At 69.9% G+C, this 26,798-nt stretch carries 24 protein-coding genes; 8 read left to right on the top strand and 16 right to left on the bottom strand.

The features are described 5' to 3' along the window. Window positions 1-653 precede the first annotated feature (653 nt). From Q5530_RS13155 to Q5530_RS13100, 12 genes are all read right to left on the bottom strand, one after another. A complete protein-coding gene (locus tag Q5530_RS13155; protein ID WP_415362469.1) occupies window positions 654-1,880 on the bottom strand; it encodes an MFS transporter in 1,227 nt (408 codons plus the stop codon). Further along, window positions 1,877-2,926, bottom strand: coding sequence for a glycosyltransferase family 2 protein (locus tag Q5530_RS13150; protein ID WP_415362468.1), 1,050 nt, complete (start codon window positions 2,924-2,926; stop codon window positions 1,877-1,879). The genes Q5530_RS13155 and Q5530_RS13150 overlap by 4 nt, the downstream gene beginning before the upstream one ends. Continuing rightward, window positions 2,923-3,993: a glycosyltransferase gene (locus tag Q5530_RS13145; protein WP_415362467.1), complete on the bottom strand. Its 1,071-nt coding sequence runs from the start codon at window positions 3,991-3,993 to the stop codon at window positions 2,923-2,925. Before Q5530_RS13145 ends, Q5530_RS13150 begins: the two co-directional genes overlap by 4 nt. Continuing rightward, the gene (locus Q5530_RS13140) at window positions 3,990-4,715 is read right to left on the bottom strand and encodes an inositol monophosphatase family protein (protein WP_415362466.1); all 726 of its coding nucleotides are present in this window, start codon (window positions 4,713-4,715) and stop codon (window positions 3,990-3,992) included. Before Q5530_RS13140 ends, Q5530_RS13145 begins: the two co-directional genes overlap by 4 nt. A 32-nt stretch (window positions 4,716-4,747) precedes the next feature. After that, on the bottom strand, window positions 4,748-5,956 hold the full coding sequence (locus Q5530_RS13135) for an aminotransferase class III-fold pyridoxal phosphate-dependent enzyme (RefSeq protein ID WP_415362465.1): 1,209 nt from the start codon (window positions 5,954-5,956) through the stop codon (window positions 4,748-4,750). Continuing rightward, window positions 5,953-6,960 (bottom strand): Gfo/Idh/MocA family protein, encoded by a 1,008-nt coding sequence (locus Q5530_RS13130; RefSeq protein ID WP_415362464.1) that lies wholly within the window; start codon window positions 6,958-6,960, stop codon window positions 5,953-5,955. Before Q5530_RS13130 ends, Q5530_RS13135 begins: the two co-directional genes overlap by 4 nt. Further along, complete coding sequence (locus Q5530_RS13125; RefSeq protein ID WP_415362463.1) at window positions 6,957-7,613, bottom strand: 2OG-Fe(II) oxygenase; 657 nt, start codon at window positions 7,611-7,613, stop codon at window positions 6,957-6,959. Before Q5530_RS13125 ends, Q5530_RS13130 begins: the two co-directional genes overlap by 4 nt. A 1,236-nt stretch (window positions 7,614-8,849) precedes the next feature. Further along, the gene (locus Q5530_RS13120) at window positions 8,850-9,047 is read right to left on the bottom strand and encodes an IS3 family transposase (RefSeq protein ID WP_415362462.1); all 198 of its coding nucleotides are present in this window, start codon (window positions 9,045-9,047) and stop codon (window positions 8,850-8,852) included. After that, the gene (locus tag Q5530_RS13115; RefSeq protein WP_415362461.1) at window positions 9,044-9,823 is read right to left on the bottom strand and encodes an IS3 family transposase; all 780 of its coding nucleotides are present in this window, start codon (window positions 9,821-9,823) and stop codon (window positions 9,044-9,046) included. Before Q5530_RS13115 ends, Q5530_RS13120 begins: the two co-directional genes overlap by 4 nt. Further along, entirely contained in the window at window positions 9,705-10,007 is a 303-nt protein-coding gene (locus tag Q5530_RS13110) for a transposase (protein ID WP_415362460.1), read from the bottom strand. Before Q5530_RS13110 ends, Q5530_RS13115 begins: the two co-directional genes overlap by 119 nt. 124 nt (window positions 10,008-10,131) lie before the next feature. Beyond that, complete coding sequence (locus tag Q5530_RS13105) at window positions 10,132-10,392, bottom strand: hypothetical protein (RefSeq protein ID WP_415362459.1); 261 nt, start codon at window positions 10,390-10,392, stop codon at window positions 10,132-10,134. 7 nt (window positions 10,393-10,399) lie between these two features. After that, window positions 10,400-14,401, bottom strand: a complete 4,002-nt coding sequence (locus Q5530_RS13100; RefSeq protein ID WP_415362458.1) for a hypothetical protein — start codon at window positions 14,399-14,401, stop codon at window positions 10,400-10,402. An 849-nt stretch (window positions 14,402-15,250) separates the two neighbouring features. On the opposite strand from Q5530_RS13100, the gene Q5530_RS13095 reads away from it, so the two are divergent. The 6 genes from Q5530_RS13095 (at window position 15,251) to Q5530_RS13070 (ending at window position 21,087) form a co-directional block, all read left to right on the top strand. Further along, window positions 15,251-17,308, top strand: coding sequence for a hypothetical protein (locus tag Q5530_RS13095; protein WP_415362457.1), 2,058 nt, complete (start codon window positions 15,251-15,253; stop codon window positions 17,306-17,308). Window positions 17,309-17,426: 118 nt separating this feature from the next. Beyond that, the gene (locus tag Q5530_RS13090; protein WP_415362456.1) at window positions 17,427-17,648 is read left to right on the top strand and encodes a hypothetical protein; all 222 of its coding nucleotides are present in this window, start codon (window positions 17,427-17,429) and stop codon (window positions 17,646-17,648) included. Further along, window positions 17,645-18,853 (top strand): hypothetical protein, encoded by a 1,209-nt coding sequence (locus tag Q5530_RS13085; protein WP_415362455.1) that lies wholly within the window; start codon window positions 17,645-17,647, stop codon window positions 18,851-18,853. The genes Q5530_RS13090 and Q5530_RS13085 overlap by 4 nt, the downstream gene beginning before the upstream one ends. A gap of 311 nt (window positions 18,854-19,164) precedes the next feature. Then, window positions 19,165-19,452: a hypothetical protein gene (locus Q5530_RS13080; RefSeq protein ID WP_415362454.1), complete on the top strand. Its 288-nt coding sequence runs from the start codon at window positions 19,165-19,167 to the stop codon at window positions 19,450-19,452. Between the two features lie 40 nt (window positions 19,453-19,492). Continuing rightward, window positions 19,493-20,272, top strand: coding sequence for a M14 family zinc carboxypeptidase (locus tag Q5530_RS13075; protein WP_415362453.1), 780 nt, complete (start codon window positions 19,493-19,495; stop codon window positions 20,270-20,272). Between the two features lie 158 nt (window positions 20,273-20,430). Continuing rightward, window positions 20,431-21,087, top strand: a complete 657-nt coding sequence (locus Q5530_RS13070) for an alpha/beta fold hydrolase (protein ID WP_415362452.1) — start codon at window positions 20,431-20,433, stop codon at window positions 21,085-21,087. A gap of 91 nt (window positions 21,088-21,178) precedes the next feature. Here Q5530_RS13070 and Q5530_RS13065 read toward each other — a convergent pair whose 3' ends face one another. Then, window positions 21,179-22,312 (bottom strand): glycosyltransferase, encoded by a 1,134-nt coding sequence (locus Q5530_RS13065; protein ID WP_415362451.1) that lies wholly within the window; start codon window positions 22,310-22,312, stop codon window positions 21,179-21,181. Between the two features lie 145 nt (window positions 22,313-22,457). Further along, window positions 22,458-22,613 carry a DUF6307 family protein gene (locus tag Q5530_RS13060; RefSeq protein WP_415362450.1) on the bottom strand — a complete coding sequence of 52 codons (156 nt, stop codon included), beginning with the start codon at window positions 22,611-22,613 and terminating at the stop codon, window positions 22,458-22,460. Window positions 22,614-23,373: 760 nt separating this feature from the next. On the opposite strand from Q5530_RS13060, the gene Q5530_RS13055 reads away from it, so the two are divergent. Together Q5530_RS13055 and Q5530_RS13050 are read left to right on the top strand one after the other, a co-directional pair. Beyond that, window positions 23,374-24,510 carry a N(5)-(carboxyethyl)ornithine synthase gene (locus Q5530_RS13055; RefSeq protein ID WP_415362449.1) on the top strand — a complete coding sequence of 379 codons (1,137 nt, stop codon included), beginning with the start codon at window positions 23,374-23,376 and terminating at the stop codon, window positions 24,508-24,510. A 132-nt stretch (window positions 24,511-24,642) separates the two neighbouring features. Further along, entirely contained in the window at window positions 24,643-25,026 is a 384-nt protein-coding gene (locus Q5530_RS13050; protein ID WP_415362448.1) for an HPF/RaiA family ribosome-associated protein, read from the top strand. A gap of 185 nt (window positions 25,027-25,211) precedes the next feature. On the opposite strand, the gene Q5530_RS13045 is transcribed toward Q5530_RS13050, so the two are convergent. Next, the gene (locus Q5530_RS13045) at window positions 25,212-25,958 is read right to left on the bottom strand and encodes an ANTAR domain-containing protein (protein WP_415362447.1); all 747 of its coding nucleotides are present in this window, start codon (window positions 25,956-25,958) and stop codon (window positions 25,212-25,214) included. A 51-nt stretch (window positions 25,959-26,009) separates the two neighbouring features. After that, window positions 26,010-26,735: a GAF and ANTAR domain-containing protein gene (locus Q5530_RS13040; protein ID WP_415362446.1), complete on the bottom strand. Its 726-nt coding sequence runs from the start codon at window positions 26,733-26,735 to the stop codon at window positions 26,010-26,012. Window positions 26,736-26,798: the final 63 nt, after the last annotated feature.

The raw sequence follows: 26,798 nt of genomic DNA, 5'->3' as shown, positions 1-26,798 counted from the left end.
CGGGGTGGGCAAGAGCTGAGTGCGTGTCCTGGAGGGTTCCTCCAGGCGTCGCCGCTTTACTCGGGTGCGGCCACTCCCGGGTGCCTTTGAGGGCGGCGCGGGGTACCGGAAGTCCCGGCGAGGATCGATGAGACTTCGGGAACCGGACTCCACACGACGCCAGCAGGCTGCCGACGGGTGGTGGGCAGTTCGGCGACCGCCGTCCGGGCCCGGTCGATGGGCGACAACAGCGCGATGTGTATGCGCATCCGACCTGCTGGCATCGGACCGGGGCGCTTCACTGCGGGCCCATGCGTCGACACGACCGAGAACCGGATGCTGCTCGACATCGGACTTCCGGAGACTTCACGGGAACATCGACGATGTAGCTATTGAATCTAACGACGCCCGGCAGCCGTTCCCTGTAACCTGCAACGATCGACGTGGCACTCTCGGCTCCCAGGAACGACTGAGCGGCTGTGTCCGAGCGCAATCCGCACTGGTCGACCCACTCGATCGCCGCGCCCTTCGCCTTCGCGCGTGCCTCGATCGCCGGACAGTTCCCGTCCGGGCAGGTCCGCACTGCGGCGGGCTGCTGCTCATAGGCACGACAGGCCGGACGTTGCGGGGTTAAACCGTGCCGAGTGCACGAATCTACAGGCAACCGATCACTTTCAATTCAACAACCGCCTCGGTTTATCGGGGGAGCTCAGGTGGCGGCATACCAAGCAGCCTGACAGCGACAGGACGGCGAACCCCAACGACAGAAGAAAGGCGTACGGCATCGACAGCGCGGTTGCGGCCAAACCGGCAATCCAGGCCGAGACCGACACGCCGAACATGATTGCGGTCGTGACGATTGCCATCCCTTCGACCAAGCTGTCTCGGCGCACGATCTGTTGAGCCCACGTCATTGACGCCGCGAGCGACGGCGCCACGAACAAACCGGCACCGAACGCCACAATGCACTGTAGAGGGATCGTTTGCGTGAAGGGTGCGAACGCGAGCGATACACACAACCCGAACAGGCACCCGACCAGTCGGCGCGATGGATGTCGTGCCGAGGCGTACGCGCCGTTCACTATGCCTCCGACCAGTGAGCCCACGGCGAACACGGCGATGAGCATGCCTCCGACCCCACGCGCACCAGCCTGGTCACCGTATGCCACTGCGAGAACGTCATAGGACCCGAAGACGCCACCGAGCAACCCTGTCGACACGGCCAAGCCGAGCAGCCGTATGTCCGACAGCGGCCTGCGAGCCGAGCGGTTCGGATCTCGGACGTGGTCGTCGTCCGGCCTGCGCTCGTGGTTGACCAGAAACGCGAACCCCGCGGCCCCGATGAGGAACAACGCGGCTGCTACAAGGGTGCCAGCCTCGGGGAAGAACCAGGCGGCCAGACCTCCGCTTAACGCCGGTCCGATGAGGTAGCAGCTCTCCTCGACGATCTGTTCGTAAGCGTTGGCGGTGTGCACGGCTTTGCGGTCCGAGCCGAGTTGTTCCACCCATCGAGCCCGCACCAGCCCGCCGAGTTGGGGCTGCACGCCGAACGGGAGGTAGGCGATGGCGAGCACGTACGCCGGCGCGTGCGTGAACGACAGCCACGTCACCAACAGCAGGCTCGCCATCGACGCCGCGCAGGCCGCGAAGACCCACGCTCCGCCGCGGACGCGATCCATGAACCGCCCGACGAACGGACCACAGACGCCCAGCGATGCGAGGCCCGCTGCGGTGACGATGCCGGCGGTGTCGAAACCATTGTCCCGGAACGCGATCATCGAGATCACACCGACACCAATCATCGCCGCACCGAGTCGAGCCAGCGCGCTGAACACCATCAGGGGCTTCGCGCCGTCCAGGCGGGCGAGCCGGACGTAGCGGTACAGTCCCAGTGTGATCATCCAGCGGACTCCGATGACGGTCGGAGAACGGCGTCCCGGCGGACGGTAAGCACTCGCCACCAAGCTCGAATGCAAGCCCGTCCGGATATTCCCGGCTCGCCCTGGCACAGGCGGGCCCACACCTCGGAGGGCAGCTTCTGTCCACGCCACCGCTCACAGAAGGCCGCCGCGCCGGACCACGTGATGCCGGCGAGCGCTACGAATCTCAAGCCGATGTCGAACACGATATAAGTCGGCCATGAGTGGTGTTTGTGGAAGTAGCGGAGCATGCCTTGGTTCAGCAGCGCCAGTCTCAGTTCTCGGGCATTGCCGTGAGAAAAGCTGCCACCGAGGCGATGGACCACGGTAGGATCGGACAGAAACCGCACCCTTCGGTTTGAAGCCCGAATTCGGCGACAGAAGTCGAGTTCCTCCGCGAACAGGAAGAACCGCTCATCGAATCCGTGCACGTCGTCCCAGGCATTCCTCGTGATCATCATACAGGCACCGTTGACCCAGTCCACGTCGAGGTCTTCGGTGTGATCGGACCACCGACGTGGAGAACCGATCAGTAGGCGGGCTGGCTTCCAATCGGCCAAGGGCGTCAGGAAGAAGATCTCCCGACCGACGCTGGGCGCGTCATCCGTGCTCCACTGGAGGGAACCGTCCTCGAACACGTGGCGAATCCCGACGCAACCCACCGTTGGATCGGCATCCAGCGCATCCGCCATCCGTATCACGGCACCTGCATCCACCCGGGCATCGGGGTTCAGCAGCAACAGCTTCTGTCCACGTGCGATGGTGGCGGCGAGGTTGCAGGCCGCACCGAAGCCGAGGTTCACCGGCGACACGATCAATTCGTCGGCAGGCCCGAGCACCTGCTCGATCGGTCCGAGCGACGTGCTCGACGCGTTGTCGACGACGATGAACTCGATCTGGTCGGCCGGACCACGGCTGCGCACGGACTTGACGCAGCTCGCGGTCTCGCTGGCGGAGTTCCAGTTGACGATGAGGATCGAGACCGCCACATCCTGCGCCGTGTCCCTCTCCGAGGATTCATCGGTCACGAATGGGCACCCTTCAGGATTTCCGAGTAGAAGGTCATTCGTCGGCGTGCGCACGCCGTCGCGCTGAACTGCCTCCGCGCCTCGTGATAGACCGCAGACCGGTCGAGAGATTCGCACTCGGCCACGGCTTCGGCCGCGTCGAGTTCGGATTCGACGAGAAAACCGGTTACCCCCGGCGTGATGAGCTCCGGAGCCGCTCCCACGCGAGTTGCCACGACGGGGGTCCCAACGGCCATCGACTCGATGGTCACCAGACCGAACGGCTCCGGCCACTGCGCCAGGTTGATCAAACAGGCGGCTTCTGCGAGGAAGGAATCGCGCTTCGCACGCCCCAGGCAGCCGAGATAGGTGACGCGGTCCCCGTCCACTAGCGGCGCCACCTGATCGTGGAAGTAGGCGAACTCCCTGGGTTCCTCCATCCGGGCCGCGATGCGAACGCCGAGTCCGGCGTACAGACCTGCCCTGATTGATTCGACGATTCCCTTGTCCGGTGACATGCGCCCGAGCACCGCCGCATAACTGTCGGGGTCAGGTGACCTGGCTTGCAACCGAGCGGTCTCCTCGACGAATCCAGTCCCGTGGTGGAGGACGGCCGCGACCGGAGCAGTCGCGCCTGTCGCCTGGTCGGCGCTAATCGCCACCACGTGAGCGCGCCGAGCCGCTTCGGCATAGATGCGCGACAAATCGGGATGCGATCCCTTTCGATGCGGTGAAGTGAAAGGCAACGAGTTCACCGCGACGACGGGCGCGCGAGTCAGCAGGGACCCGATCAGCGGGCCGAGGTAGGTGTGGTCCTCCACGACGTCGACAGCATGTCCGTCCAGCCATTCATATCCCTTCAGGACGTGGTCCGCCTCCTCCGGGGCCGAGTGCCACGCGGCCGCGTTGTCCGTCGCGGCCTGCGACCCGCTTGTGTTCACAGGACACGTCGATCCTTCAGCCGCCCACAGGAACACGTCGTTGCCGAGCATCGCCAAGCCCCTGCACACCGTATCGATCGCGTTTTCGACACCGCCGTAGGACGTGGCAGGAACGAGCCACGGTGGCGCGATGACACCGACTCTCACGTTGAGGTCCTCCCCGTACTCGACGTGCGGACCATCCTCGTCATGGCCGGAGATAAGGCAACGAGCCTGCGGGTGAAGCGCTCTTCCGCATCCGGAACGAGCACACGACCGTCTAGATCGGCGCAGTAGCCGCCTGCCTCCCGCAGGACGAGCAGACCGCCCAGGTAGTCCCACGGGCGAACGGTGTTCGTGGTGTCGAGGTAGATCTCGTACTCACCCAGGGCCAGTGCGCATAGGTCGTGCGCCGTGGCGCCGTTGACCGCATGCCGCAGACCGGGTTCGTACGGGGCCCACGAAGGTCCACCCAATACCACCGGTGGACGGCGTTCGACGTCATGGTGCGGCAGCGTCGACCGGGTGGTGACACCACGACCGCGTTCCGCCGTCACCAGCCGGCCGGCATCGAGGTCGTACACCGCACTCCACAGTGGACCTCCCGAGTCCAGCAGGCACACGCTCGGACCGAAGGGGCCGCTTCCGGTCTCCCAGTTCCGGCTGCCGTCAATGGGGTCGACATAAAGCCGCAGATCAGCCGAGAGCGGGCCTACCTCGCTCGGTTGCGCGTCCTCTTCCGAAATCGCTCGCACCCCCACCGCCGCCGCACTGGACACCAGGTGCCGGTGCGCGGCGGTGTCGGCGGGGTTTGGCGACCCCTCGGTCGACTCCCGGCCATCTCGATCCACGGTCCGGAGGACGTCCTCGACGTCGAGGACAGCTTGCAACAAGCGATCCGTGACTTGCTCGAATTCCGCTATCACAACGCTGCCGCGGCTGCGTCGAAGACTTCGAGCGCGTGATCGATGTCCTTCGATGTGTGCGACTCGGAGACGAACCACTGGTGGTTCGGGTGGACCAGCACGCCCCGTGCCACACACGCCTCCACGAACCGGTCAGCCGCAGCGCGAGCAGCAGGATCCGGCGCGAACACCAGTGCCGGCATCGGTCCATACCCATGCACGCTCACTACGTCCCGACGGCTCGAGAAGATCGGGCGCATGCCGTCCATCAACTGTTCCCCTCGGGTCCGGATCGTCTCCAGCGCACTGGTGTCACGCAGCAGCCTCATGGTGGTGATCGCCGCCGCCATCTCCGGGCGGCTGGCGAAGAACGTTGACGAGATCTTCGTTCGCGCCAGGCCATCGAGCACGTCCGCACGACCGGTGAGCGCGGAGATCGCGAAGCCGTTGGCCATCGCTTTGCTGAAGGTTGCCATGTCTGCGTCGATCCCGAAGTACTCCTGCGCGCCGCCGAGAGCGAGCCGGAAACCGCTTCGCATTTCGTCCAGGATGAACAGGGCTCCGTGGCGATGCGCCGCGTCCCTAATCGCCGCGAGGTGTGCGCTGGTGGTCCGGGACTCCTGAAACGGGGTCGTCATCACCGCAGCGACGCGGCCCGCGTTGTCCAAGAGAAGCTTTTCGAGGTTCTCCAGGTCGTCGAAGCTGAACTCCTGGGTGAGCGACCGAACCGACTTCGGGATGCCCACCGGATGCGGTGCCGACCAGTCGTGCCATCCGTTGTAACCCGACCGGAGGACAACTTCGCGCCCGGTGTGTATCCTGGCTAGGCGCACCGCAGCGGAGGTGGCATCAGAACCCGTCTTGAGTAGAAATGCTGATTCGGCGTTGGGGACGACCTCACATAGCAGGTTGCATAGTTCGACCTGCTCCGGCGGCCACAACGGTGCCATGCAGTTCGCCCCGCCATCCACGAGACACCTGATTACCGCATTGTTTATTCGATCGTCATTGTGGCCCAATATGATCGGGCCGTAACCGAGGAGAAAGTCGAGGTACTCGCGGCCACTCTCGTCACGAATTCGGGAGCCCTTAGCGCTGCGCGCGTGCACCGGGTAAGCGGCGACGTCGTACTCCCGTCCGGTGATCGGACCGCGGGCTCGCGCGCGAGCATCCACCCGCAATGCCGTGTCCAGCAACTCCGAGGTGTGGAGTCCGACGTCGGTCATGACTCGACCGCCTGCCACCGAGCGTTGTTCGACGCCGACGAATACGCTGCCGAGATGCAGCGTTGTACCCGTCGCGCCTCAACCAGTCGGGAGTGTCGCAGTTTTTTGTCCTGATATGCCGACAAGTATTCGTGCAGAACCCCGCCGAACCATGACGAGTGCGACGCGTCGTTGAATTCCGATCGGATGTCCTCTGCGAACCGGAACCCGGGAACGGTGCTGTGGATGTGGTCGTCGTCAACAGTGACGAAACCGTCTTCGAAGATCATCGCGTAGTGCGACTCGCGAGTGTCGGCCTCCCACGTGAGGAACACTGTGGTGCTCGCACCGTTGGCGAAGCGCAGCCGAAGGTTGACGGTGGTTTCATTGTCGCTGTCGGTGGACTCGGAGTGCAACCACGCCGACACCGCCTCGACCCGAGAGCCGGCCATCATCTCGGCGGTGTAGATCGCGTGCGGGCCATGGTCTGTCAGGATCCCGCCGTTGGCAATGGCGTTGTCCCGTCGCCAGTCCGGCAGCCAGTCAACGACCCCGCGGGCATGTCCGCTGCGGACCACCCGCACTTCACCGAATGCCGGTCCGTCGACATGTTTGTCCGCGACCTGTTGCAACCTTCGGAACACGGGCGCGAAGCGGTAGTTGTGCACAGGGAAGGCGAAGACGTCTCCGCCGATCGATCGATCGAAGATGTCCGCCTCGACGGCCGACCCGTCGACGAACATGGGTTTCTCGCACAGGGCGCTGACACCGTGATCCAGTGCCATGGTGATGTACCTGACGTGCGAGGTCGGCGGTGTGCAGATGTCGAAGAAGTCGATGTCAAGTTCCCGCACAGCGGTCGCCACGTCGGCGAAGACCGTGAGACCGTGACCTTCGGCGGCTTGCCGGCGCTGCGGCGAGTGGTCGACGACTCCGGCGATCGTCACCTGGCCATTGGTTCGATAATGGGCTTCGTGCCCTTGCGCGATGAACCCGTAGCCGATCAGGAGGACATTCAGACTCATGGCGTCCGCATCCCTCGCGGGTGCCAGATGGTGCTGTGCTCCTCGGAGTATCCGACGGGTTGCTCAACGGAGAAGAAGTATGCGGCGAAGCTCCGACGCGGGTGCACACCGCGGAGCGGTTCCGGGTGCCCATGAAAGGAGTGGTCGCTGGTCTCGAAGACCAGTGTTCGGTTGAACTGCGGAACAACGTACTTTCGAGGTCCATCGAGGTCCCAGAGTTGGAGCTCGCCACCCTCGACCGGTTTATCCGGGCGATTGAGGTAGATGATCACATTGGCTCGCCGGTAGAGGCCGTCCTCGCTCCGGTTGAAGTCAGCGTGCACAGCCAACCCGCCGCCCGGGTTCGTCTGGTGGTATCCACCGCCTTCCGTGGACAGCCGGAGGGGCGGCATGTCGAACACGGAGCTCAGGCTGGGGCCGATTTCGGCGATCATGCGGACCAGGCGGCGAGTGGTGGGCCCGAACATCATCTCTGGGCCTTCGAGCTTTTCCTCGGTGTCGGCGCTCTCGTATCGAATCCACCGGTCATCGGAATCGTCCGGGAACTCATCGAGCACCGATGTCAACAGCTCGGCTTCCCATAAGTCATCGACAATAAAGTGTCGAAACGGGAGGAGGTCAGGCTCGACTGTCTTTCCGCACAACTCGGCCATCTCTGGAGTCCTCCTGGTTGAGCGCAGAACAAGCCAGGTGGAATGATCCGGCCGCACCCTTGGTCTCCGGCAGCGGTGATCTGACACAACGCCGATACCGTTCGACCCGATGGGGGCAGATCGGACCTTCGGTCCCTACCACGACCGCCAACTGCCCTGTACATCTACAGTAACGTCAAGTGACGGGTTGTTACCCACTGTACCACAGAGTGTTCGGCACGACGAGCGCACGACGGACGGGCGGCGAGGTGCGACTGACGCGTGATACCGCTGTACGGTGGCACCAAACATGCACAAAGCCAGAATTGGTCCCAGTGCGCCAAGTCGTCATGACTTCCGCTAGCCGTCCGTGCTCCTCCACAGGACCACCGGCGTGGGGAAACTCAAGCGTCGGTCGGCTGTGTGGGTCGCGCGGTTCACCGACCCGGCCGCGTTCGCGGTGGACGACACCATGCCTTCCCGAGAACGAGCACTCTTCGCTGCCGAGCTGGTGCAGCAGCGCCACGTCGGCTCGGCCGTTGTGCGGTGGTCTTGCGGTTGGGACTCGCAGAGCGGTAGGTCGACGGTAACTGCCTCCGGTTCGGTGGCGTAGACGTCGAGCAATTCCGCCAGGCGGTCACCGGAGGGACCGGTCTTGGTGACAGGACGAGCTGGGGACGACTCGTCGAGCCGCTCCGGGCGCGCCGCTCGGCCGCGGCCAGTGAGCCGAGAACCCTTCGACCCTCGGCCAGCAGCACCGATGCGGCTTTCGTCAGCCAGACTCTGCGGCTGGTGCATTTCAGCAGTGGGGCCCGAGACGCTGTTCGAGTCGGGCGATCGCTCGGGACAGCAGGGGTTGGGCGATCCCTGGGCGTTGGGCGGCCGTCGCGGCACTGGTCGAGGAGCGCGCCGGTCGTCTCGACCTGCTGGTCAACAACGCCGTTATCGTCGTGTTCCCGGAGCTCTCCACCGGGGAACACACCGAGGTCCGGCCGTCGTGGGGTGACTGGGTTCCGCGCGGATCGGCGTGGCACCCTTCCGAGGACGTCGTGGAACTCATCCGCGTGCTCAAGCCCGACGAGACCTGACGATGCCCGCAGGCGATCGGATCGCCTCCCGCCAGTCAGCCGACGAACAGGCCGCCCCGGCTGTCGGCAGGCGCGCCACCAGGTGCCACCGGCCCCACCGAAACCCCGGTTCTGCTGTCCAAACACACCCTGATCCTCACCCTGTTTGGCGGAGTCGGGTTGCTGGAGTTCAGGCTGCTGGAGCGATTCTGGTGTGTCGGAGTTCGTACTCGATCGGGGTGAGCATGCCGAGTGCGGTGTGGCGTCGGCGGCGGTTGTGGAACATCTCGAGGTGCTCGAACAGGGCGTTGGCCAGCTCCAGGTGGGTGCGCCGTCGTCGGCGGTCGAGCAGCTCGGTCTGCACACGTCCCCAGAACGGTTCGATCATGGCATTGACTGAGTGTCGTAGCAGTCGCCGATCGACCCCATCGACGGCAGAAGCCCGGATTCCTTGGCGCGCCTGGTGAAAGTCCACGACGTGAACTGGACTCCGTGGCCGGAGTGGATCATCGTGTCCGACAGCGGGGACCGGTTCGAGATCGCCATGCCGAGGGCGTTGGTGGCCAGGGCGGCGGTCTGGCTGGAGTCGATCGACCAGCCGACGACGCGGAGGGAATGGACGTCGAGCACGACCGCGCAGTACACCTTTCCTACACGGGTGGGATGTTCGGTGATGTCGGTTACCCACAGCCGGTTCGGCGCGGTGCGGGCGAAGTCGCGGTCGACCAGGTCCACCGCGGTGGGCGTGTCGTGACTCGGGCGTGGGTGGCGTCGGTTGGGCAGACCCTTGATTCCGTTGCGGCGCATGAGAAGTGCGATGGTGTTGTGCCCGACGGTGATCCCGCGGCCGAGAGTGAGCTCGGCGTGCACCCGCGGGGAGCCGTAGACCTGGAACGACTCGACGTGGATCTCACGGATCAGGTCGACGAGCCAGGCCTGGCGGATCGCCCGCGGCGAGGAGCGCGGCCTCTCCAGTCGTAGAAGCCGGACGCGGACACCTCGAGCACGCGGCAGGCGAGTTGGATCGACCGCCCCTCGGAGGCGATCACCGTGACCGCCTCGTATCGCCTTGTGGGGTGCTGCTTTCCTTGAGCAGTTCGGCGGCGCGGCGGTGGACGGCGACCTGGGCTCCGAGTTCGGCGATCCGTCGACGCGCGGCGACAAGTTCGGCGTTGTCGGCGCTGGTCGTCCCGGGCATCTGGCCGCTGTCGATGAGCTCCTGGCGGCGCCAGGCGTAGATCGTCTGGTCGCTGATGTCGAGGTCCGCCGCGACCTGGGCGACACGGCGGCCGGACGCGACCAGGTCGAGCACCTTGCGCCGGAACTCGGGTGGGTACCGCTTGGGCATCGTGGGCTGTCCTCCGGGCTACTGAGATGAGTGATCATCCAGTAACCCGACTCCGAACAACCAGGGAAGGATCAATTCAAGATGCTGGTCTCAACTTGGGTCGGGGGCGTTTGTTGGCTGCGCATTACCGCGACCCACCGGATGTCCCCCGATCCTGTCCTAGGTGAACCAGCGTGGTGGCCAGGCGGACCGCGGCCACGAGCAGGCCCGGCCCCAGGGTGATGATCCACAGGTTCCGCGGTCCGTCGAGGACGGCGATCAACACCACCGACACCACCACGTGCAGCAGGAGGAACGCCGCCCTCGTTCGTGGGCCCCTTGTCCTCAGTGCCGCGATCGCCACGGACGCGATGGCGATGAGGACCAGCAACGCGATGACGACCATGCGCGGCTCACTGACCCCAGCTGTGCGACGGGTCGGTGGCCAGGTTCCGGTCCAGGCAGAAGTGCGCCCTGGCGGGGTTGGTGCCCGGGTCCTGGGGCGGTGCCGCCGTGATGTCCCAGGGGTTGCCCGACCTGTCCGTCGCGGCGTCGCACGGCCCGTACGGGTTCGGCCACAGCGGGAACGTCTGGTTCGGGTCGGGCAGCGCGCTGAACTTCTTGAAGTCACCGCGCCAGACCGGCTGGTTGCTGTTGGAGAAACCGCCGTTCAGGTTCATCGCCCTGCCGTTGTGGTACAGGTACTGGTCGGGCATCCAACTCGCCCGGAGCAGCGGCCGGTCCACGACCTTCTGGATGGACCCGTCGGCGCACGCCTTGAAGTTGAGCTCCTGCCAGATCGGCGGGGCCTGGGTGAAGATGCTGGACTCGGCGCCGACGAGCATGCCGTCGTCGAAGAACATCTCCCGGACCGATTCCGCCAGGTCGGCGACGCTGTCCGGCACGCGGGAGTCGCCCTCGAGCCGGTTCACCCACGCCTCCATGTTGTCCACCGGGCCGGAGTTGCCGAGCATCGGGCGGTAGCCGATGGACCCGCCGGACACCGTGATCGCCGCGACGCAGACCGCGTTGTCCGTCGACGGCGCGCCGGTCGAGTCCACCGGGACCGGCTTCTTGCCGGCGTAGGCGTAGGCCCGGCCCGGCAGGATGCCCGTGGACGTCGGGGTGGCCCTGGTCGACACGCCGTTGTGGGCGTTGAGGTCCTGGATGGTGTAGCTCAGGTCCGGCGGCGCGATGCCGTAGTCGGAGTTGATCGCCCGCATGAAGTCCATGAAGAACTTCGGCAGGTGCGTGTTGCCGGTGCGGTGCTCGTACACGGCGTACTCGCTGCCGGTGACGATCTTGCCGTCCGGTCCGACGACGAAGGTCACCGTGGCCTTGGTCCGGATCTTGATGCGGTCGTCGTTGTCGAAGTGCCCCGGCCGCTGGTCCGTCGTGGGTCGGTCGGTGTACGGCTGGGCGAAGCCGATCCACGTGCCCAGGCTGGTGCCGTCCGGGTGGTTGGTGGGATCGGTGCCCGCCGTGGTCACCTGGTTGCGCCAGCCGGTCATCGCGGTCCGCAGGTTCGCCGGCACGCAGCCCGACGTGGGCGAGCCGGCGCAGCTGCCGAGGCCGAGGATGTTCGAACTCGACGAGTTGCCCCAGTCGTGCAGCGACTGCCGGTTCGCGAGCGGACCCGCGAGCCAGGAGCTGGGCGCCTCCGTGTCGATGTTCTGGTCCTCGTCGAACACCGCCACGGACTCGACGCTCTCCTCCTTGAACGTGCCGGGCACCGGGATGAACGCCATGGCGTCCCACGCGATCCGCTGGCTGCCGTCACCGTCGGGGGTGACGTTCCCGAGGCTGACCGTCGGGGTGACGCCGTCGAACATGAACGTGCCGATGTTCACCCAGCGGTTGCCGCTGCCGACGCCCTGGTCGACCACCCGGCTGCCACCGCCGCGCACGGCGTTGACCTCGTAGTTGGCCGAGCGGGTCCGGGCACCCGGGTCGGGGACGTGCGCCATGAGTCGCATCGGGCCGTTGTGCGTGCGGTCCAGCCGCCACGTCCCGACCGCCCGACGGGCGGTGTCGCGGTGGGTGTTGCTCATCCAGAAGTGCGCCCCGTAGGCCGCGCCGAGCTGGTGCACGTCGATCTTGCCCGGGTAGGTGCCGTTCGACGCCGCGCTGAAGGAGAACCGGAAGGTGCCGTTGCTCACCGACCTCGTGCACCCCGGCCGGACCGCCGGCACCGACTGCGGGACGTTGTCCACGACGAGCGCGTTGCCGGGCAGTCCGCTGTTCGAGCACACCGGCGGGTAGCTGGTGGCGTCGTCCTGGTAGGCGTAGCCGGGTTCGAAGCGCAGCAGCTCGTTGCCGCAGGTGGTCGCGCAGTTCGACTTCCAGGTGTTGGACGCGTGGTACCAGCACTTCAGGTCGAACCTGCCCGCGGCGTTGCGGTGCGCGCACGGCCCGGCCGGCTCGCCGATCACCTCGGGGTCGTTCGGGGTGTGCCGGGCGCCCGGCTCGCAGTTGTTGCTGCTGTCGCAGAACTGGTTGACCGGCGGCTTGACCATCCAGCGGTCGGTTTCGGTGAGCCACCACGCCGGCCGGTAACCGGCGACGAGCGTGCCCGGGGTCTCGATGAGCTCGATGGGGTGACCGGCCCAGCCCATCACCTTCTCCGGGTACGGCCAGTCCTGCGGGTGGGCCGCGTCCTCGTAGGAGGCGTCGAGGAACGGCGTCCGGTTGGCCGGGTAGCGCGGGTTGACCGGGTTGTTCAGCCAACCGACGCCCCAGGCGCCGTCGTTCTGGCCGGCGGTGGACTGGGGGTAGAAACCGGAGTTGTACGCCCACACCGCGAAGAACCAGTTCTCGATCCGCGCCGGGTCGCCGTTGTTGACCACGAGGTTGGCGCCCCGGGTCTGGTTCCACTTGTCCTGGAGGACGCGCAGGCCCGCCGCCACGTTCGCGGCGAAGTCCAGCGCCACGGCTCGCTGGGAGTCGTACGGCAGGGCGACCTCGCCCGGTTTGGTCTTGCCGGCCAACCGCATCCCGTCGGTCATCTGGGTGATGCCGTAGCCGCAGTCGGCGTCGGCCCAGTTGATCGTCCAGTCGTCACCGGAGCTGTCGTTGTAGTAGTCGATGCCGAAGTAGTTGCCGATCAGCGGGTTCGCGGTCACGCCGGGCACCGCGAAGCGGGCGGCCTGCCACATGTTCGACTCCTGTGCGGTGATGCCGAGCATCACCTGTGCCGGAACCCTGCCGCCGCCGGTGAGCGCGCGCGGCGGGAACAGCCCCTGAGGAGTGTAGGCCGGCATTCCCAGGTTCTTCCAGTTCGCCGGCCTCGACACGGTGAGCGAGTTGGTGATCGCCTGGTCGACGGCCCACTCCACCTGCCTCGGCTTGGGCTGCATCGCCTGGTTGCGGGGGTCGTTGCGGGCGACCGAGCAGTACCGGGTGTCGCCGTCCGCGGGATCGTCGTCGAGGGCGCGGGTGGCCAGGTCGTCACCGCCGGCCTCGACCAGCGCGGGGCTCAGCGCCGACCCCTCGTTCCCCGACCCCTTCGCGAGCGTGTCGAGGGTGAACTCCGCACCGGTCACGAGGGACTTCGCGGTGATCTCCACCTGTTGCGGGATCAGCGGGTCGACCCGCGGCGCCCTCGGGTCGACGGCGTGGACGCGCTTGACGGAGGTCACCGCGACCTCTCCGTCGAGGGAAGGGGTGGCGCCGGTCGTGACGTCGACGATCGCGACGTTGGGCGAGGTGGTGGCGACCGCGGTGGTCTTGCGGCCGGTCACGAACACCTTGCCGCCCCGCCCGCTGGTGACGCTCATGTCCATCAGGCCGCCGGTGGCGAGCGTCTCGACCTCGGCCACGCCACGCGCGGCGACCACCGCACGCCGGACCGAGGCGTTGTCGCCCTTCTCCTGCTGCATGAACACCACACCGCCGTCGGCGTCGGCGGCCACGCGGAACGGCACGCCGACCGCGGGCGCGAGGACGCGGCGCTTGCCGTCCCGCTCCACCCGGACGAGCGCGCCCGAGTCGGCCGCGACGATGCCGTGGGGGGTCGGCACCGGCGAGGTGAGCTGGCCGGGCACGACGATCGGCGTGGCGAGCCGGCCGGTGTCGGTGTCGAGTTCGAAGATCCGGGTGCTGTCGAGGTCCTCGCCGGTGCCCTGGGTCAGCACGGCGGTCTCGCCCTGGCCGCACCCGGGGTTGAAGTACGCGAGGCTGACCTGCAACGGCAGCTTCCGCACCGCGCCGGTGGGGAGGTCGACGACGGCGACGAAGCCACCGCGGTCGGCCAGGTCGGCGCGGTTGGTGAAGGTGCGGGGCGCGTAGACGACGACCGCGCGCGTACCGGAGCCGGTAACGCACACGTTGCCGATCCAGGCGTCGGTCTCGAAGGCCGGCTCGATCAGCGTGGCTGTGGTCACCCAACGATAACCGGTGGTGGCGTCGGCGGTCATCAGGTGAAATCCGTTGCTGTCGCCGCTGCCCACGACCACGCGATCGCGCGACTGCTCCCACGATTTTCCGAGAATGGCCGCCCGCTGCTCGGGGGCGATGGACGCGGTTGTGCCCGATGCCTTCTCGCTGGTGGGGGTGATGACTTCCGGAGGTGGCGCCGGCTCTGCGGAAGCCGTGGTCTGCGAGGTCGCGAGCAGTATCGAGGCAGCGGTCACCGCGATTGCTTTGACAAGCCGCATCCATTCCCCCAGGAGGTGACGAGCCGTGTGTCGAGGTATTCGAACAGAGGAGCCCGATGTGCGCACCGGCCCGCGTGGAAGTTTCCGCAGGAGCTGCTCGTGTAAAATTTGCGAAATACTTGACGCGAACGTTAGTGGTTCTCGACGCGAACCGTCAAGACGGCCGAACGGGGGTTCCCGCACTCACCGCACAAGTCCTTTCTGCCTGGTGGTGCGTCGTGCGGCCTCGCCCGGTTCCGCACCTCCGGCCCGGACGGGGAGGCGGGGTGCGCGGTGTCGGGCGGCCGGCACGGGCGCGGATCGTCGACGGGTTCCCGGACGTGTTCGGTGACCTGCACGGCGTGCGCGTGACCGGCCGGCCCTGGTTGCGCGCCCGGGTCGAGCGCTTCCTGGAGGACGGGCCGCGCGGCTACTTCTTCATCGAGGGCAAGACCGGGGTCGGCAAGACCACGTTCCTGGCGGCGCTGGCCCGGGAGCGGGACCTGCCGAGCCACTTCGTCACCAGCCTGCCGTCGCGGCGCACGGTCGCGGGTGCGCTGCGCGGTCTGGGCACCCGGCTGATCAGCCGGTACGGCCTGCCCCCACCAGCCGGAGACCACCGCGGACCCGGTGGGCTTCCAGGAGGTGCTGCACGCGGCGGCGCGGGCGGCGGCGCGGGAAGGACATCGGCTGGTGCTCGCGGTCGACGGACTGGACCGGGCGGCCGAGGGCGCGGCCCTGCCGCTCGCGCTGCCGACCAGCCTGCCCGACAACGCGTACGTGATCGCGACCGTCCGCGAGGGCGTCCCGCTGCACGCCCGGCAGGAACGGCACGGCCACGTGCGGATCGATCCCACCGACGAGGCCACCCTGGACGACGTCCGGCGGCACGTCGCGGAGGTGCTGGCCGCGGACGACGTCCTGCGGGGGCGGGTCGAGGCGAAGCTGCCGGTGGACCGGTTCCAGGACGAGTTGACGCGGTGGTGCGGCGGGGTGTGGATCTTCCTGCGGCACGTGCCGGCCGAGGTGCGCGCGGGACTGAGGGAGCCGGACGCGCTCGCCGCGCTGCCCGAGGGGCTGTGGGCCTACTACAGCGAGACCCTGGACGAGCTGATGGACGAGGGCGACGTGGTCCCGGTGCTGAGCGTGCCGGCCTGCGCGCCGGAACCGCTGACCCTGGACGCGGTGGTCGCGCTGTCCGGCGCGCCGGACCCGCGGGCGCTGGTGTCCGGGCGGCTGCGGGCGTTCGCGGACGACCGGGGCGGGCGGTTCGCCCCGCTGCACGACAGCGCCCGGGACTACCTGCTCGGCGTCCGCCCGGACGGTGGGATGACCGGCGACGAGACCCGGCTGGACCTGTTGGCCACGACCGCGACGACCACCCGGCGGCGGATCGCGGACCGCTACCTGGCCGCCCTGGACCGCGACCCGGCGGGGTTGGGCGGGCTGGAGGAGGGGTACGGGCTGCGCAACCTGGCGGGGCACCTGGCCGAACTCGACGCCGTGGAGGAGCTGCACGGCCTGCTGACCGCGCCGCGCGACGGTTCCACCGCGTGGTTCAGGGCGCACGAGGCGCACGGCACGTTCACCGACTGCCGGGCGTCGCCGGCGCTGGGCCGGCGGCTCGCGGCCGAGGCGACCGACGCCGAACTGGCCGAGGGCGGCCGGGCGCGGCCGATCGGCAGGGAGATCCGCTACGCCCTGATGGACGGCAGCGTCGAGTCGGTCGTCACCGGGGTGCGGCCGGGTCTGCTGCGCGCGCTGGTGGAGGGCCGGGTGTGGCGGTGGCGGCCCCGCGCCGCGCCGGCCCGGGTGCGGGCGGTGGAGAACTACGCCGCGCGGGTGGAGCTGGTCGCCGCGCTCGCCCGCGCGCGGTGGGACGAGGAGCCGTGCCTCGACCCGGACCACGCGGCGCGGGCGTTGGCGCTGATCAGCCCGCTCCTGTCGGGCCGAGCGCACCGGACGGCCGCGCTGCTCGCCCCGCTGCTGTCCGAGGGCGACCGGGCCCGCCTGGTCGCCGACCTGCTGCCGGTGGACGGGTCGCGGGACCGGGCGGACGTGCTCGTCGCGCTCGCCCCGGCGCTGACCCCGGACGAGGCTGAGCGGGCCGTCGCCGAGGCGCTGGAGCTGCCCGACCAGGCGCGGGCGCTGGCCGGGCTGATCCCGCACGTCCCGGCGCGGGTGCTGCCCGCGCTCCACCCGGTGGTGGCGCGCTACTCCGAACCGTTCGGGTATCGGCAGCTCGCCCGGCGGGCGCTGGTGCTGCGGCTGGCCGCCGAAAGGCTCGAACCGGCGTGGGTGGCCGCCGACCTGGCGCACGAACTCACCTCGTTGGGCGTCCAGGCCGACCTCGGCGGCCCGGAGCACGTCCGCGCCCTGGTGCCCCTGGTCGACGGGCCGGCGGTGGCCGCGGCGCTGGACGTCGCCCTGGACCACGTGGACCGGTCGGACGAGCCGGACGTGCCGGACGTGCCGGTGCTGTCCGCGCTGGCCGAGTTCCTGCACGGCCCGGCCGTGACGCGGGCACTGGGCCTGGCCCGCGCGGTCGGCCGAAACCGGCCGGTCGGGTTGCGCGCCCAACCGCACTGGGCGCGGGCCTCGGCCCTGGCCGCGGTGCTGCGCGCGGTGCCGGAGGCCTGCCGGTCGGCGGTGGTCGCCGAGGCGCTGCGCGCTGCCCAAGCCCGGTGAGCGGTTCGACCTGCTGCGCGGTGGGACGCTCGCCGCGCTCGCCGCGCACGTCGACGCGAAGCACACCGCCACCGTCCGGAACGAGGCCCGCCGGCTGGAGCCCCGGCACCGGGCGGCCGTGCTCGCCGCCTTGGCCGGCCGGGTGCCGCCACGCGAGGCCCGCGACCTGCGCCGGGAAGCGCTCGACCAGGTCGCGGCGGAACACGGGTGGCGGAGGGCCGAGGCGTTGCGGGCGGTCGCACCCCACCTGGACCACGATTCCCGGCTGACCGCGCTCGCGCTGCTGGCCGGCGTGGACAGGGACGGGCCGACGCGCTGGAGGCGCTGGTCGCGAGCGTGACCGACGAGGAGGCGCTGGAGGAGGCCGCCGACGCGGTGGAGGTGATCGGCGACGCCCGCCCGCACGTGCTGCTGCCGGCGGCGCTGCTCGGCCACGTCTCCCGCGCCCGGCGGCCGGCGCTGTGCGCGCGGGTGGAGGCGGCGGCCGCCGACCTCCCGCCGGCCGACCGGGCGGACGTGGTGATCGCGCTGGCCACCGCGGTGCCCGAGGAGGACCGGGTCCGCCTGCTGCGGCAGGCGGCCGGACTCGCCCCCGTCGAGCGGGACCCGGCCGACTCCGGCCACGCGCGCCGCACGACGGCCCTGCGCGGCGCGTTCACCACGGCGCAGCTGCACGCCCGACTGCACGACGCCGTGCTGCTGCCGAACGACGACGACGCGCTGGACACCTGGCACGCGCTCGGCTCGGAACTGGGCGACGACCGCGTCTCCAACCGGTTCTGGAAGGCGCAGGACCGCTGGATCCGCAACGCCCCGGACCACCGGTTCGCCCGCTACCTGGCGATGACCGCGCCCTGGGTGGCCGCCGACCGGGTGACCGGTGTGCACGCGGCCGCCGCCGACCTCGACGCCCGGTACCGCGGCCTGCCGCTGGCCGCCGTCGCCGGGCGGCTGACCGGTCAGGCCCGCCGGGACGCGGTCCGGGTCGCGTTCGCCGACCTGGTCGTCGACCCCGCCCTGGCCCGGCCGCACCCGGTCGCGCTGCTGGCCCGTGCCATGACTACCGAGGAGCGGGAACGGCTGGTGGACCTGCTGGTGACCCTGGTGGACCTGCGGTGGTTCCCCGACGTGCTGGCCCGGGTGCTGCCCGAACTGGACGAGCCCCAACGCGAGCGGCTGTGCGCGGCGGCCGTGCTGGTGCTGCCCGCGCAGGTCGCGTTGCCGGGACGGGACTTCACGGACTCGGCGGCGCACGCGACCGCGACCTTCCTGCGGGCGCTGCCGGCCGCGGCGCGGTTCGCGCCGGAGGGCGGTAGGGCACGGGTGACGGCGGCGGCCCTGGCCGCCGGGGCGGCCTCGCGGGTGTCGTGGCAGCAGGAGGTCACCGGCCTGCCGCCGCTGCGCAGCCTGCTGTCCGGCTTCGACCGACCCGGCCTGGTCACCGTGCTCACGGCGGCCGTGCCGCACCTGGTCCGGCACGGCGGGTGGCGAACCGCCGAGGAGTGCCTGCGCGCCTTGGACGACGTGCTCCGCTGGTGGCCGTGACCGGCGGACACCGGGTTCGCCGGCCGTCGACACCTCGGGCTTGCCGCGGTCGGCTCCCGTGCCGGCGCGACGACCGCCCGGCCGACGAGCGCTTCGGGGACCGGTGCTCAGGCGGCGCCGGCGGTGAGGCCGTACGACGCCTCGCGGTCAACCGACGTGCGGGGACCGGTCGGCCCGGCGCCTCGCGCCGATGCCCGCCCCGGCTGCCGCGCACCCCTTTTCGGCGGGGTTCGAGGTGCCCCCTACTCGCGTCAGGCGAGGCGGCCCACCGTTACCCCGCCTCGGCCGCCGGTTGGTCTGGAGGTCTGTCGATGAAGGTCCGGACAGCTCTTGCCGCGGCGGTGCTGTTGCTCCTCGGGGGCAACGCGCCGGCGGCTCAACCGCCCGACACCACGCCGTACTACTGGCAGGTCCCGGGAGCGGGTGAACGCGAGCTGCGAGCGGCGGGGTTCGGCGTCGAGCACGGCGTCGACGGCGCCGTGCAGGTGGTCGGCGACCAGCGCGTGGCCGACAGGTTGACCGCCCTCGGCTACCGGCCGGGCAGGGTCGACACGGTGTACAAGCCGGGCCATCTGCATCACCAGGAAGCAGGCCGGTGACTGCGCGCTGAGCCCCAACTCGGCCAAGCCGCGGTTCGCGATGATCGCGCAGATCCACGCGCGGGAACTGGCGACGGGCGAACTGGCGTGGCGGTGGATCGACCACGTCACCCGGGGCTACGGCACGGACGCCGAAGTGACGTCGATCCCGGACACCACGGAGCTGTGGGTGGTGCCGGTCGTGAACCCCGACGGCGTGGACATCGTCGCCTCCGGTGGCAGCCGGCCGTTGATGCAGCGCAAGAACGCCAACGACACCGGCGCGTCGTGCCCGGCGCCGGGTTACGGCGTCGACCTGAACCGCAACTCCACGTTCAAGTGGGGTGGCGCGGGCACGAGCCGGTGCGGCGAGACCTACCAGGGCACGGCGGCCGGTTCGGAGCCGGAGACCAGGGCGGTCGAGGCGTGGTTCAAGCAGCTGTTCCCCGACCAGCGGGGTCCGGGCGACACCGAGCCGGCGCCGGTGACGACCAGGGGTGTGATGATCACGGTCCACAGCTACGGCAACCTGGTCATGCCGCCGTGGGGCTGGACCTGGAACGCGAACCCGAACGCGTCGCAGCTGGCGGCGCTGGGCGGGAAGATGGCGGCCTCCAACGGGTACACCGTGGTGGCCGAGGGCGACACGACGGGCACGACCGACGACTTCACCCACGGCAACCTGGGCATCGCGAGCTACACGTTCGAGATCGGCTCGGGCAGCGGCAGCTGTGGCGGCTTCTTCCCGCAGTACTCGTGCGTGGACAGCCTGTTCTGGCCGAACAACAGGGGAGCGTTCCTGACCGCGGCGAAGGCGGCCAAGGCCCCTTGCGCCGGCTGATCCCACGCGGGTCCGCAGACGTGGTCGCATCCCGATCACGTCCGCGGACCCGCCTCCGGCGTGGTCGAACGGGGTGGACACCGCGGTCATCGGGTCGCGGAACTTCCCGCGGGGAGCGGCGGACGTGCATGTCGGACCCGTACGGCACGCTGTGCCGCATGAGCACCTTCGTACTGATCCACGGCGGTGGCGGCAGCTACCGGGACTTCGAACTGCTGGAACCGGAACTGCGCCGGCGCGGCCACGACGTGGTCGCGCCCGACCTGCCGATCGACGACCCGACCGCGGGGTTCCCCGAGTTCACCCGGACCGTGGTCGACGCCGTGGGCGACCGGCGGGACCTGGTCGTCGTCGGTCACTCCTACGGAGGCTTCACCGCGCCCCTCGTGTGCGCGCGGCTGCCGGCGCGGCTGCTGGTCTTCCTCGCCGGGATGATCCCGGCGCCGGGGGAGAAACCGGGCGACTGGTGGACCAACACCGGCTTCGAGGGACCCGAGGGCCTTGACGACGCCGAGACGTTCTACACCGGCGTCCCGGCCGACGCGGCGGCCCTGGCGCTGTCCCGCGGTCGTCCACAGGTCAGCGCCGAGTCCGACGAACCGTGGCCGCTCGACGCGCTGCCGGACGTGCCGACCCGCGTGCTGCTGTGCCGTGACGACCGGTTCTTCCCGCCGGACTTCCAGCGCCGGGTGGCGCGTGAACGGCTGGGCGTGGAAGCGGACGAGATCGACGGCGCGCACTGCGTCGCGACCAGCCACCCGGTGGAGCTGGCCGAGCGGTTGGTGGGTTACCTCCGGGTGGCGCGCCCGCGCTGACGAGCCGATCGGGGGTGAACAGCTCCGGGCGCACGTGGTCGCCGCCGCACTCGGCACCACGGCCGCGGGGGACTCGTCGACCTCGGGCCGGTCACGTGGTCACGACGACGCGGGCGGCGAGCAGGTCGTCCGCCAGGTCCCGGTACCGGTTCGCGACCGCGGTCCAGCTCGGCGCGGGGACGAGGCTCGTCGAGCGGTCGCTCATCCCGGCCGCGAGTCCCGGTTCGGTCAGCACCCGGCGCAGCGCCGCGGCGATGGCGGCCGGATCGCGGTGGGGCACCAGCAGTCCGGCCCCGTCCGCCAGCAGTTCGACGGCGTGCGGGAACGCGGTCGCGACCACCGGCTTGCGAGCGGCCAGGGCTTCGAGGAGGACGCCGGAGGTGACCTGCTCGGACGAGTCGTGGGGGAGCAGGACGACATCGGCGCGGCGGACCAGCTCCGCCAGCGCGTCCACCTCCAGGTAGGTCGGGTCGAACTCGATCAGGTCCGCGACGCCGCACGCGATGGCGCGGTTGCGCAGGTTCCTGCGGTAGTCCTCGCCCTCGTGCGCCAACACCTCGGGGTGGGTCTGGCCTGCCACCAGGTAACGCGGCTTCAGGTCGCGCAGCGCACCCAGCGCGGAGATGGCCCACTCGATGCCCTTGCCGCGCCTCAGCAGGCCCCAGGTCAGGATCAGCGGCCTGTCGGTGGACGGTTCGCGGGCGGGCGGCTCGACGGGGAGCGCGCCGTGCGGGATCACGACGACCTCACCGGGCCGCTCGACGGTGTAGCCGTCCACGAGCCGGCGGCGCGCGGCCTCGGACGTGGTCACCACGGCGTCGGCGTACCCCATGGCCTCGTCGAGCACCCGCCGCCGGCCGGGCGCGGGCGCCGTGAGCACCGTGTGCAGCACGACGATCACCGGCACCCTCAGCCGGGCGAGCACGCCGAGCACGTCCTCGTCGTCGCGACCGGTGTGGATCCCGTGCTCGTGCTGGACCACGACCACGTCGCAGTCGTTGAGCACCTCGGCCGCGGCCTCGACCGCGCCGGGGGCCATCCGGTGCGCCACCGCCGCCCCGTCCGCGACGGCGGGTTCGCGGTCCGGCTCCGCGAGGACGCGGACCACCCGGCCCGCGCTGCCGGGCGTCACCGCGGTCAGGTGGTGCAGCAGGGCGGCGGTGAACGTCGCCGGGCCGCACCGCGCGGGCGGGCACGTGCTCAGGAAACCGTACGTGCGAAGCACAAATACCCTTCGGGTGGGGTGGGGCACGGCGTCGGCGGCGCCGGTGAGGACCGCACCGCGTGCGCGGGACGGGATCGCCGGGTGCTCGTGCACGACCCTTCGACAGCGGGTGCGCTCGGGCAGTCCGAGCACACCCGGTCGACGATCAGCGGATCTTCTCCGGGATGTGGTCCAGCGCTTCCAGGACGTGCACGGCAAGAGCCCGTGCCTCCTTCCCGCCGATCTCGGAATGCGCTGACAGCGTTTCCCGGACCAGTTCGACCCTGCGCTCGTACGAGGACAGGTGGGGCGATGCCGTCATGAGGTGCTCCTGCTGGTCTGCGCCGGGGCTCGGCCGCTGTCTGCTGCCCAGCCGGCGAGGGTGATGTGGGTCAGGTCGGTCGTGCGTCGTGTCGCCACGGTCGACGGCACGACGGGCAGCGCGAGGCGGTGCCTGGCCTCCGCGACCAGGTCCGCGGTGTGCTGGGGAGTTCGGCGACGAGGTTCCGGGAACGTGGTCACCGGGCGCCGTCGACGTGTCCCGCGGTGGCCGCCCCCGGTCGCAACCGCAGTCGCCGGGGAGGTCGTTCGACGACCGCGGCCGGTGGGACCGCGGGGAAGTGGGGCGCCGACGTCATGTCGGAACTCCCGTCTCCGGCCGTGGAACGAGGCCGGTTCCACATTTCACCGAGTACGACGTGGGCTTGACCGCCCAGGTGCGCGATGTTCCCGACAACTCGATCCTACAGCAATGAGGTCATGATCGACCGGAATGTGGCCGAGCAGTTCTTCCGCTGCCCCCGTTCGCGGTTGAGCCGGTAAACCGCAGGTCACGCTGGGTGTGCCGGGCGCCAAAATTCGCGGCTGACCTCCAGGAAGCGGATTTCGGGTTTAAACCCGGGATTTGATCCTGCGGGCGCACGCGGTGCGTGTAGCCTTGAAGTGCGAGGTGACGTTTCTCCGCGAAACCGTCGATCCACCACAACGGCCCGACGTTCCCCGTCGCACCGCCGTCCCGTTCGGCGGCAGCGCCGACCCGCACCCCGTGAGCGCGGTCGCCACCACCGACGAACAGGACACACGTGGACCAGCTCAGCCTCGGGGTCATCGCGACATCCCGCAAGGAGGACGAATTCCGGCTCCCCCTCCACCCGCTGCACCTGGACCGGATCGACGCGGACCTGCGTGATCGCGTTTACCTCGAACACGGCTACGGGGAGCGCTTCGGCGTCGCCGACGAGCAACTCGCGCCGTCCGTGGCGGGGTTCCTCCCGCGCGAGCAGCTCATCGCCCGGTGCGACGTCGTCCTGCTGCCCAAGCCGCTCGCCGAGGACGTCGCGGAGCTGCGGGAAGGACAGGTGCTGTGGGGCTGGCCGCACTGCGTCCAGGACGAGGAGCTCACCCAGCTCGCCGTTGACCGGCGGTTGACCCTCATCGCCTTCGAGGCGATGAACCACTGGAAGTCCGACGGCTCGTTCGGCCTGCACGTCTTCCACAAGAACAACGAGCTCGCCGGCTACTGCTCGGTGCTGCACGCCTTGCAGCGGATCGGCTCGACCGGCGACTACGGCCGTCGGCTGCGCGCCGCCGTGATCGGGTTCGGCGCGACCGCACGGGGTGCCGTGACCGCCCTCAACGCGCACGGCGTGCACGACGTCGACGTCCTCACCAACCGCGCGGTCGCCGAGGTCGGCTCGCCGATCCACTCCGCGCGGATCGTCCACTTCGGGCACGACGACGCCGATCCGCGGCGCAGCCGGGTCTCCGCGGACTCCGGCCACGTCCCGCTGGCGGGGTTCCTCGCGGAGCACGACGTCATCGTCAACTGCGTGCTCCAGGACCCCGACGCGCCGCTGGTGTTCCTCGTCGACGACGACCTGCCCACCCTGGCCCCGGGAACCCTGATCGTCGACGTCTCCTGCGACGCGGGCATGGGCTTCGAGTGGGCGCGCCCCACCTCGTTCGCGCAACCGGACTTCGAGGTGGGCGACCACGTGCGCTACTACGGCGTGGACCACAGCCCGTCCTACCTGTGGAACTCGGCGACCTGGGAGATCAGCGAAGCGCTGCTCCCGCACCTGCGCCCCGTCCTCACCGGCGACTGGGACTCCAGCGAGGTCGTCCGGCGCGCGGTCGAGATCCGCGGGGGCGCCATCCTGAACCCCGGCATCCTCTCGTTCCAGCACCGTTCACCGGAGTACCCGCACGCCCGCGTGTGAGCCCGGCCGCGCGGCCGGGGAGGGCGACGCGGACGCGGCGGGGTGCCACCGGGTGTTCGCCACATCGTGCTCCTACCGGTTGACGCGCGCCGACACCGACACCGACGGCAACCCACGAAGGACGGAAAGCACATGCGCGACACCCCCGAAGGCGACACGGTCATCGCCCAGCGGCTCCAGCTCGCGACCGGGTTCCACGTGTCGGAACGCCACTGGGTCGTAGGACACCTGGACGCCCTCGGTACGCGGTTGCGGTCGTTCCGGGCCGATCAGATCGACCTGGAGGTCAGCCTGAAGGACCGCGAGGGCGTCGGGCAGCGGGTCACCCTGGAGTGCTGGATCAACCGGACCCCTCGCCTGCACCTCGTGGCCACGTCCTCGCGGCGCGATCTGACAGCGGCGCTGGGCGAGGTCCGCGACGACCTGGTCCGCCAGGTCGACCAGGCCAAGACCCGCACCGAACCGCGCAGCAACCGCGCCCTGAGGGTGCTGCCCGATCTGCCCGAGCGGGAATAGGCGGCGGACCCGGACGACCCGGCCCGTCACCCACCGCCTCGCGCGCCGCCCGATGACGCGGTCCGCCACGGCACGACCCCCGCCGGGTGTGCCTGGCGGGGGGTCGTGCCGTTCAGGTCCGGTGTCCGGTGCCGGTCGGGGAGAACAGGTGCGCATCGCCGGAGGAGGCGGTCGCCGGACCGCCCTCAGCCACGCGGCGGCTTGGTCTTGGCGGGCGCGCTGAGGAGTTCCGGGGTGTCGATGTCGCCTGCGATGACGTCCTGGGCGACGCTGCTCAGCTTGAGGTTGTGCCGGCGGGCGTGGCCGCGCAGCGCGGCGAACGCGGTGTCCATGTCGACTCCGAGGCGTTCGGCGACAAGTCCTTTGGCTTGTTCGACGACCACCCGGCTGGTCAGCGCGGCTTGGAGCTGCTCGGTCAGCACCTGGTGGTGGTGGATCGAACGTTGTTGCAGCAGGCCGATGGTGGCGATGTCGACCAGCGCGGTGGCGGTGCGCAGCGCGGTGACGTCCAGCTCACCGGACCGGTTGCGGAAGAGGTTGAGCGCGCCGATCACCTCGCTGCGCAGGCGCATGGGCACCGCGTCCACGGCGGCGAACCCCACCTCGGTGGCCGCCGGGGTGAACCTCGGCCACCGCTCACCCGCGTCCGCCAGGTCGGGGTGGCCGACCCTGGTGCCGGTGGCGAACGCGTCCAGGGAGGGCCCGTCGTCGTTCTGGAGCTGGAAGAGCTCCAGCAGCCGGGACTGCTCGTCGGACGACGCGATCAGCCGCAGCCTGCCCTGCTGGTCGGCCAGCAGCAGTCCCGCGGCGTCGACGTCGAGGAGTTCGACGCACCGGTCCACGAGCACGTGCAGGAAGTCGATGACGTCGAAGTCGTCGACCAGGGTGTCGGCCAACTCGACGAACGCCTCCACGAGACGGTCACCGTCCATCGCGGCCACCTCCGCTGGTGTGCTCAGAGCGCGGTCGTGTTCCGCGCGTGTTCACGGTCGTCCCCCGTCGCGGTCGAATCGCCGTCGGCGGGCCACGACGTCGGCCGCCAGCCCGCTGAGCGGCACCTGTTCGGCGAACGCCCGTGCGCGCAGGTGGGCGAACGCGTCGGCCACGTCCACGCCCAGCTGCGCCGCGACCATCCCGGTGGCCTGGTGCACGTGGGGGCTGTGCAGGGGGAGGCCGTCCTCGGCGACGCCCACCGCGTCCAGGTCGGCCTGCTCGTCCAGCAGCAGCCGCAGGGCCAGTTCCGCGAACGCCGGCGAGTCGGTGAGCGCCGCGGCGTCGAGGTGGCCCACGTCGAGCCGGTACAGCGACAGCACCCCGGCCCGGATCGCGCCGACGCACAGCGGCAGCGCGAACAGCGCGCCCGCTCCGGTCTCGACCGCCAGCGGTGCGAACATCGGCCACCGGGCCTGGCTGGACGGGGCGTCGAGATCGGTGACGAGCACCGGACCGCCTCCGCGCCAGACGTCCACGGCCGGTCCCTCGCCCACCGTCACCTGCAACTCGATCAGGCGTTCCCCCAGCGCGTCCGTGGCGTACCTGATCTCCGGCCAGCCGGAGGTGTCCACGGTGAGCACGGCGCCGCTCACGCCCAACCGCACCACGGCCGTTCGCCAGAGGGCGCCGACCGAGACGGGCACGTCCAGTTCGGTGGCCGTCTCCGCGATCCACCGGCTCACCTGCGCCAACCGACCGGTGGTGTACCGGGCCATCCGGGGACCTCCCGGCCACCTGGTCGGGCAACCACCCGAACTCTCGCACGGCACGGGTCCGAG

It is taken from the genome of Saccharothrix sp. BKS2, assembly GCF_047689505.1.
GTDB classification, from domain to species: Bacteria; Actinomycetota; Actinomycetes; order Mycobacteriales; family Pseudonocardiaceae; genus Actinosynnema; species Actinosynnema lopnurensis.
Note: the sequence above shows the minus strand (reverse complement) of the source record. Positions and strands in the feature narration are given on the sequence as shown.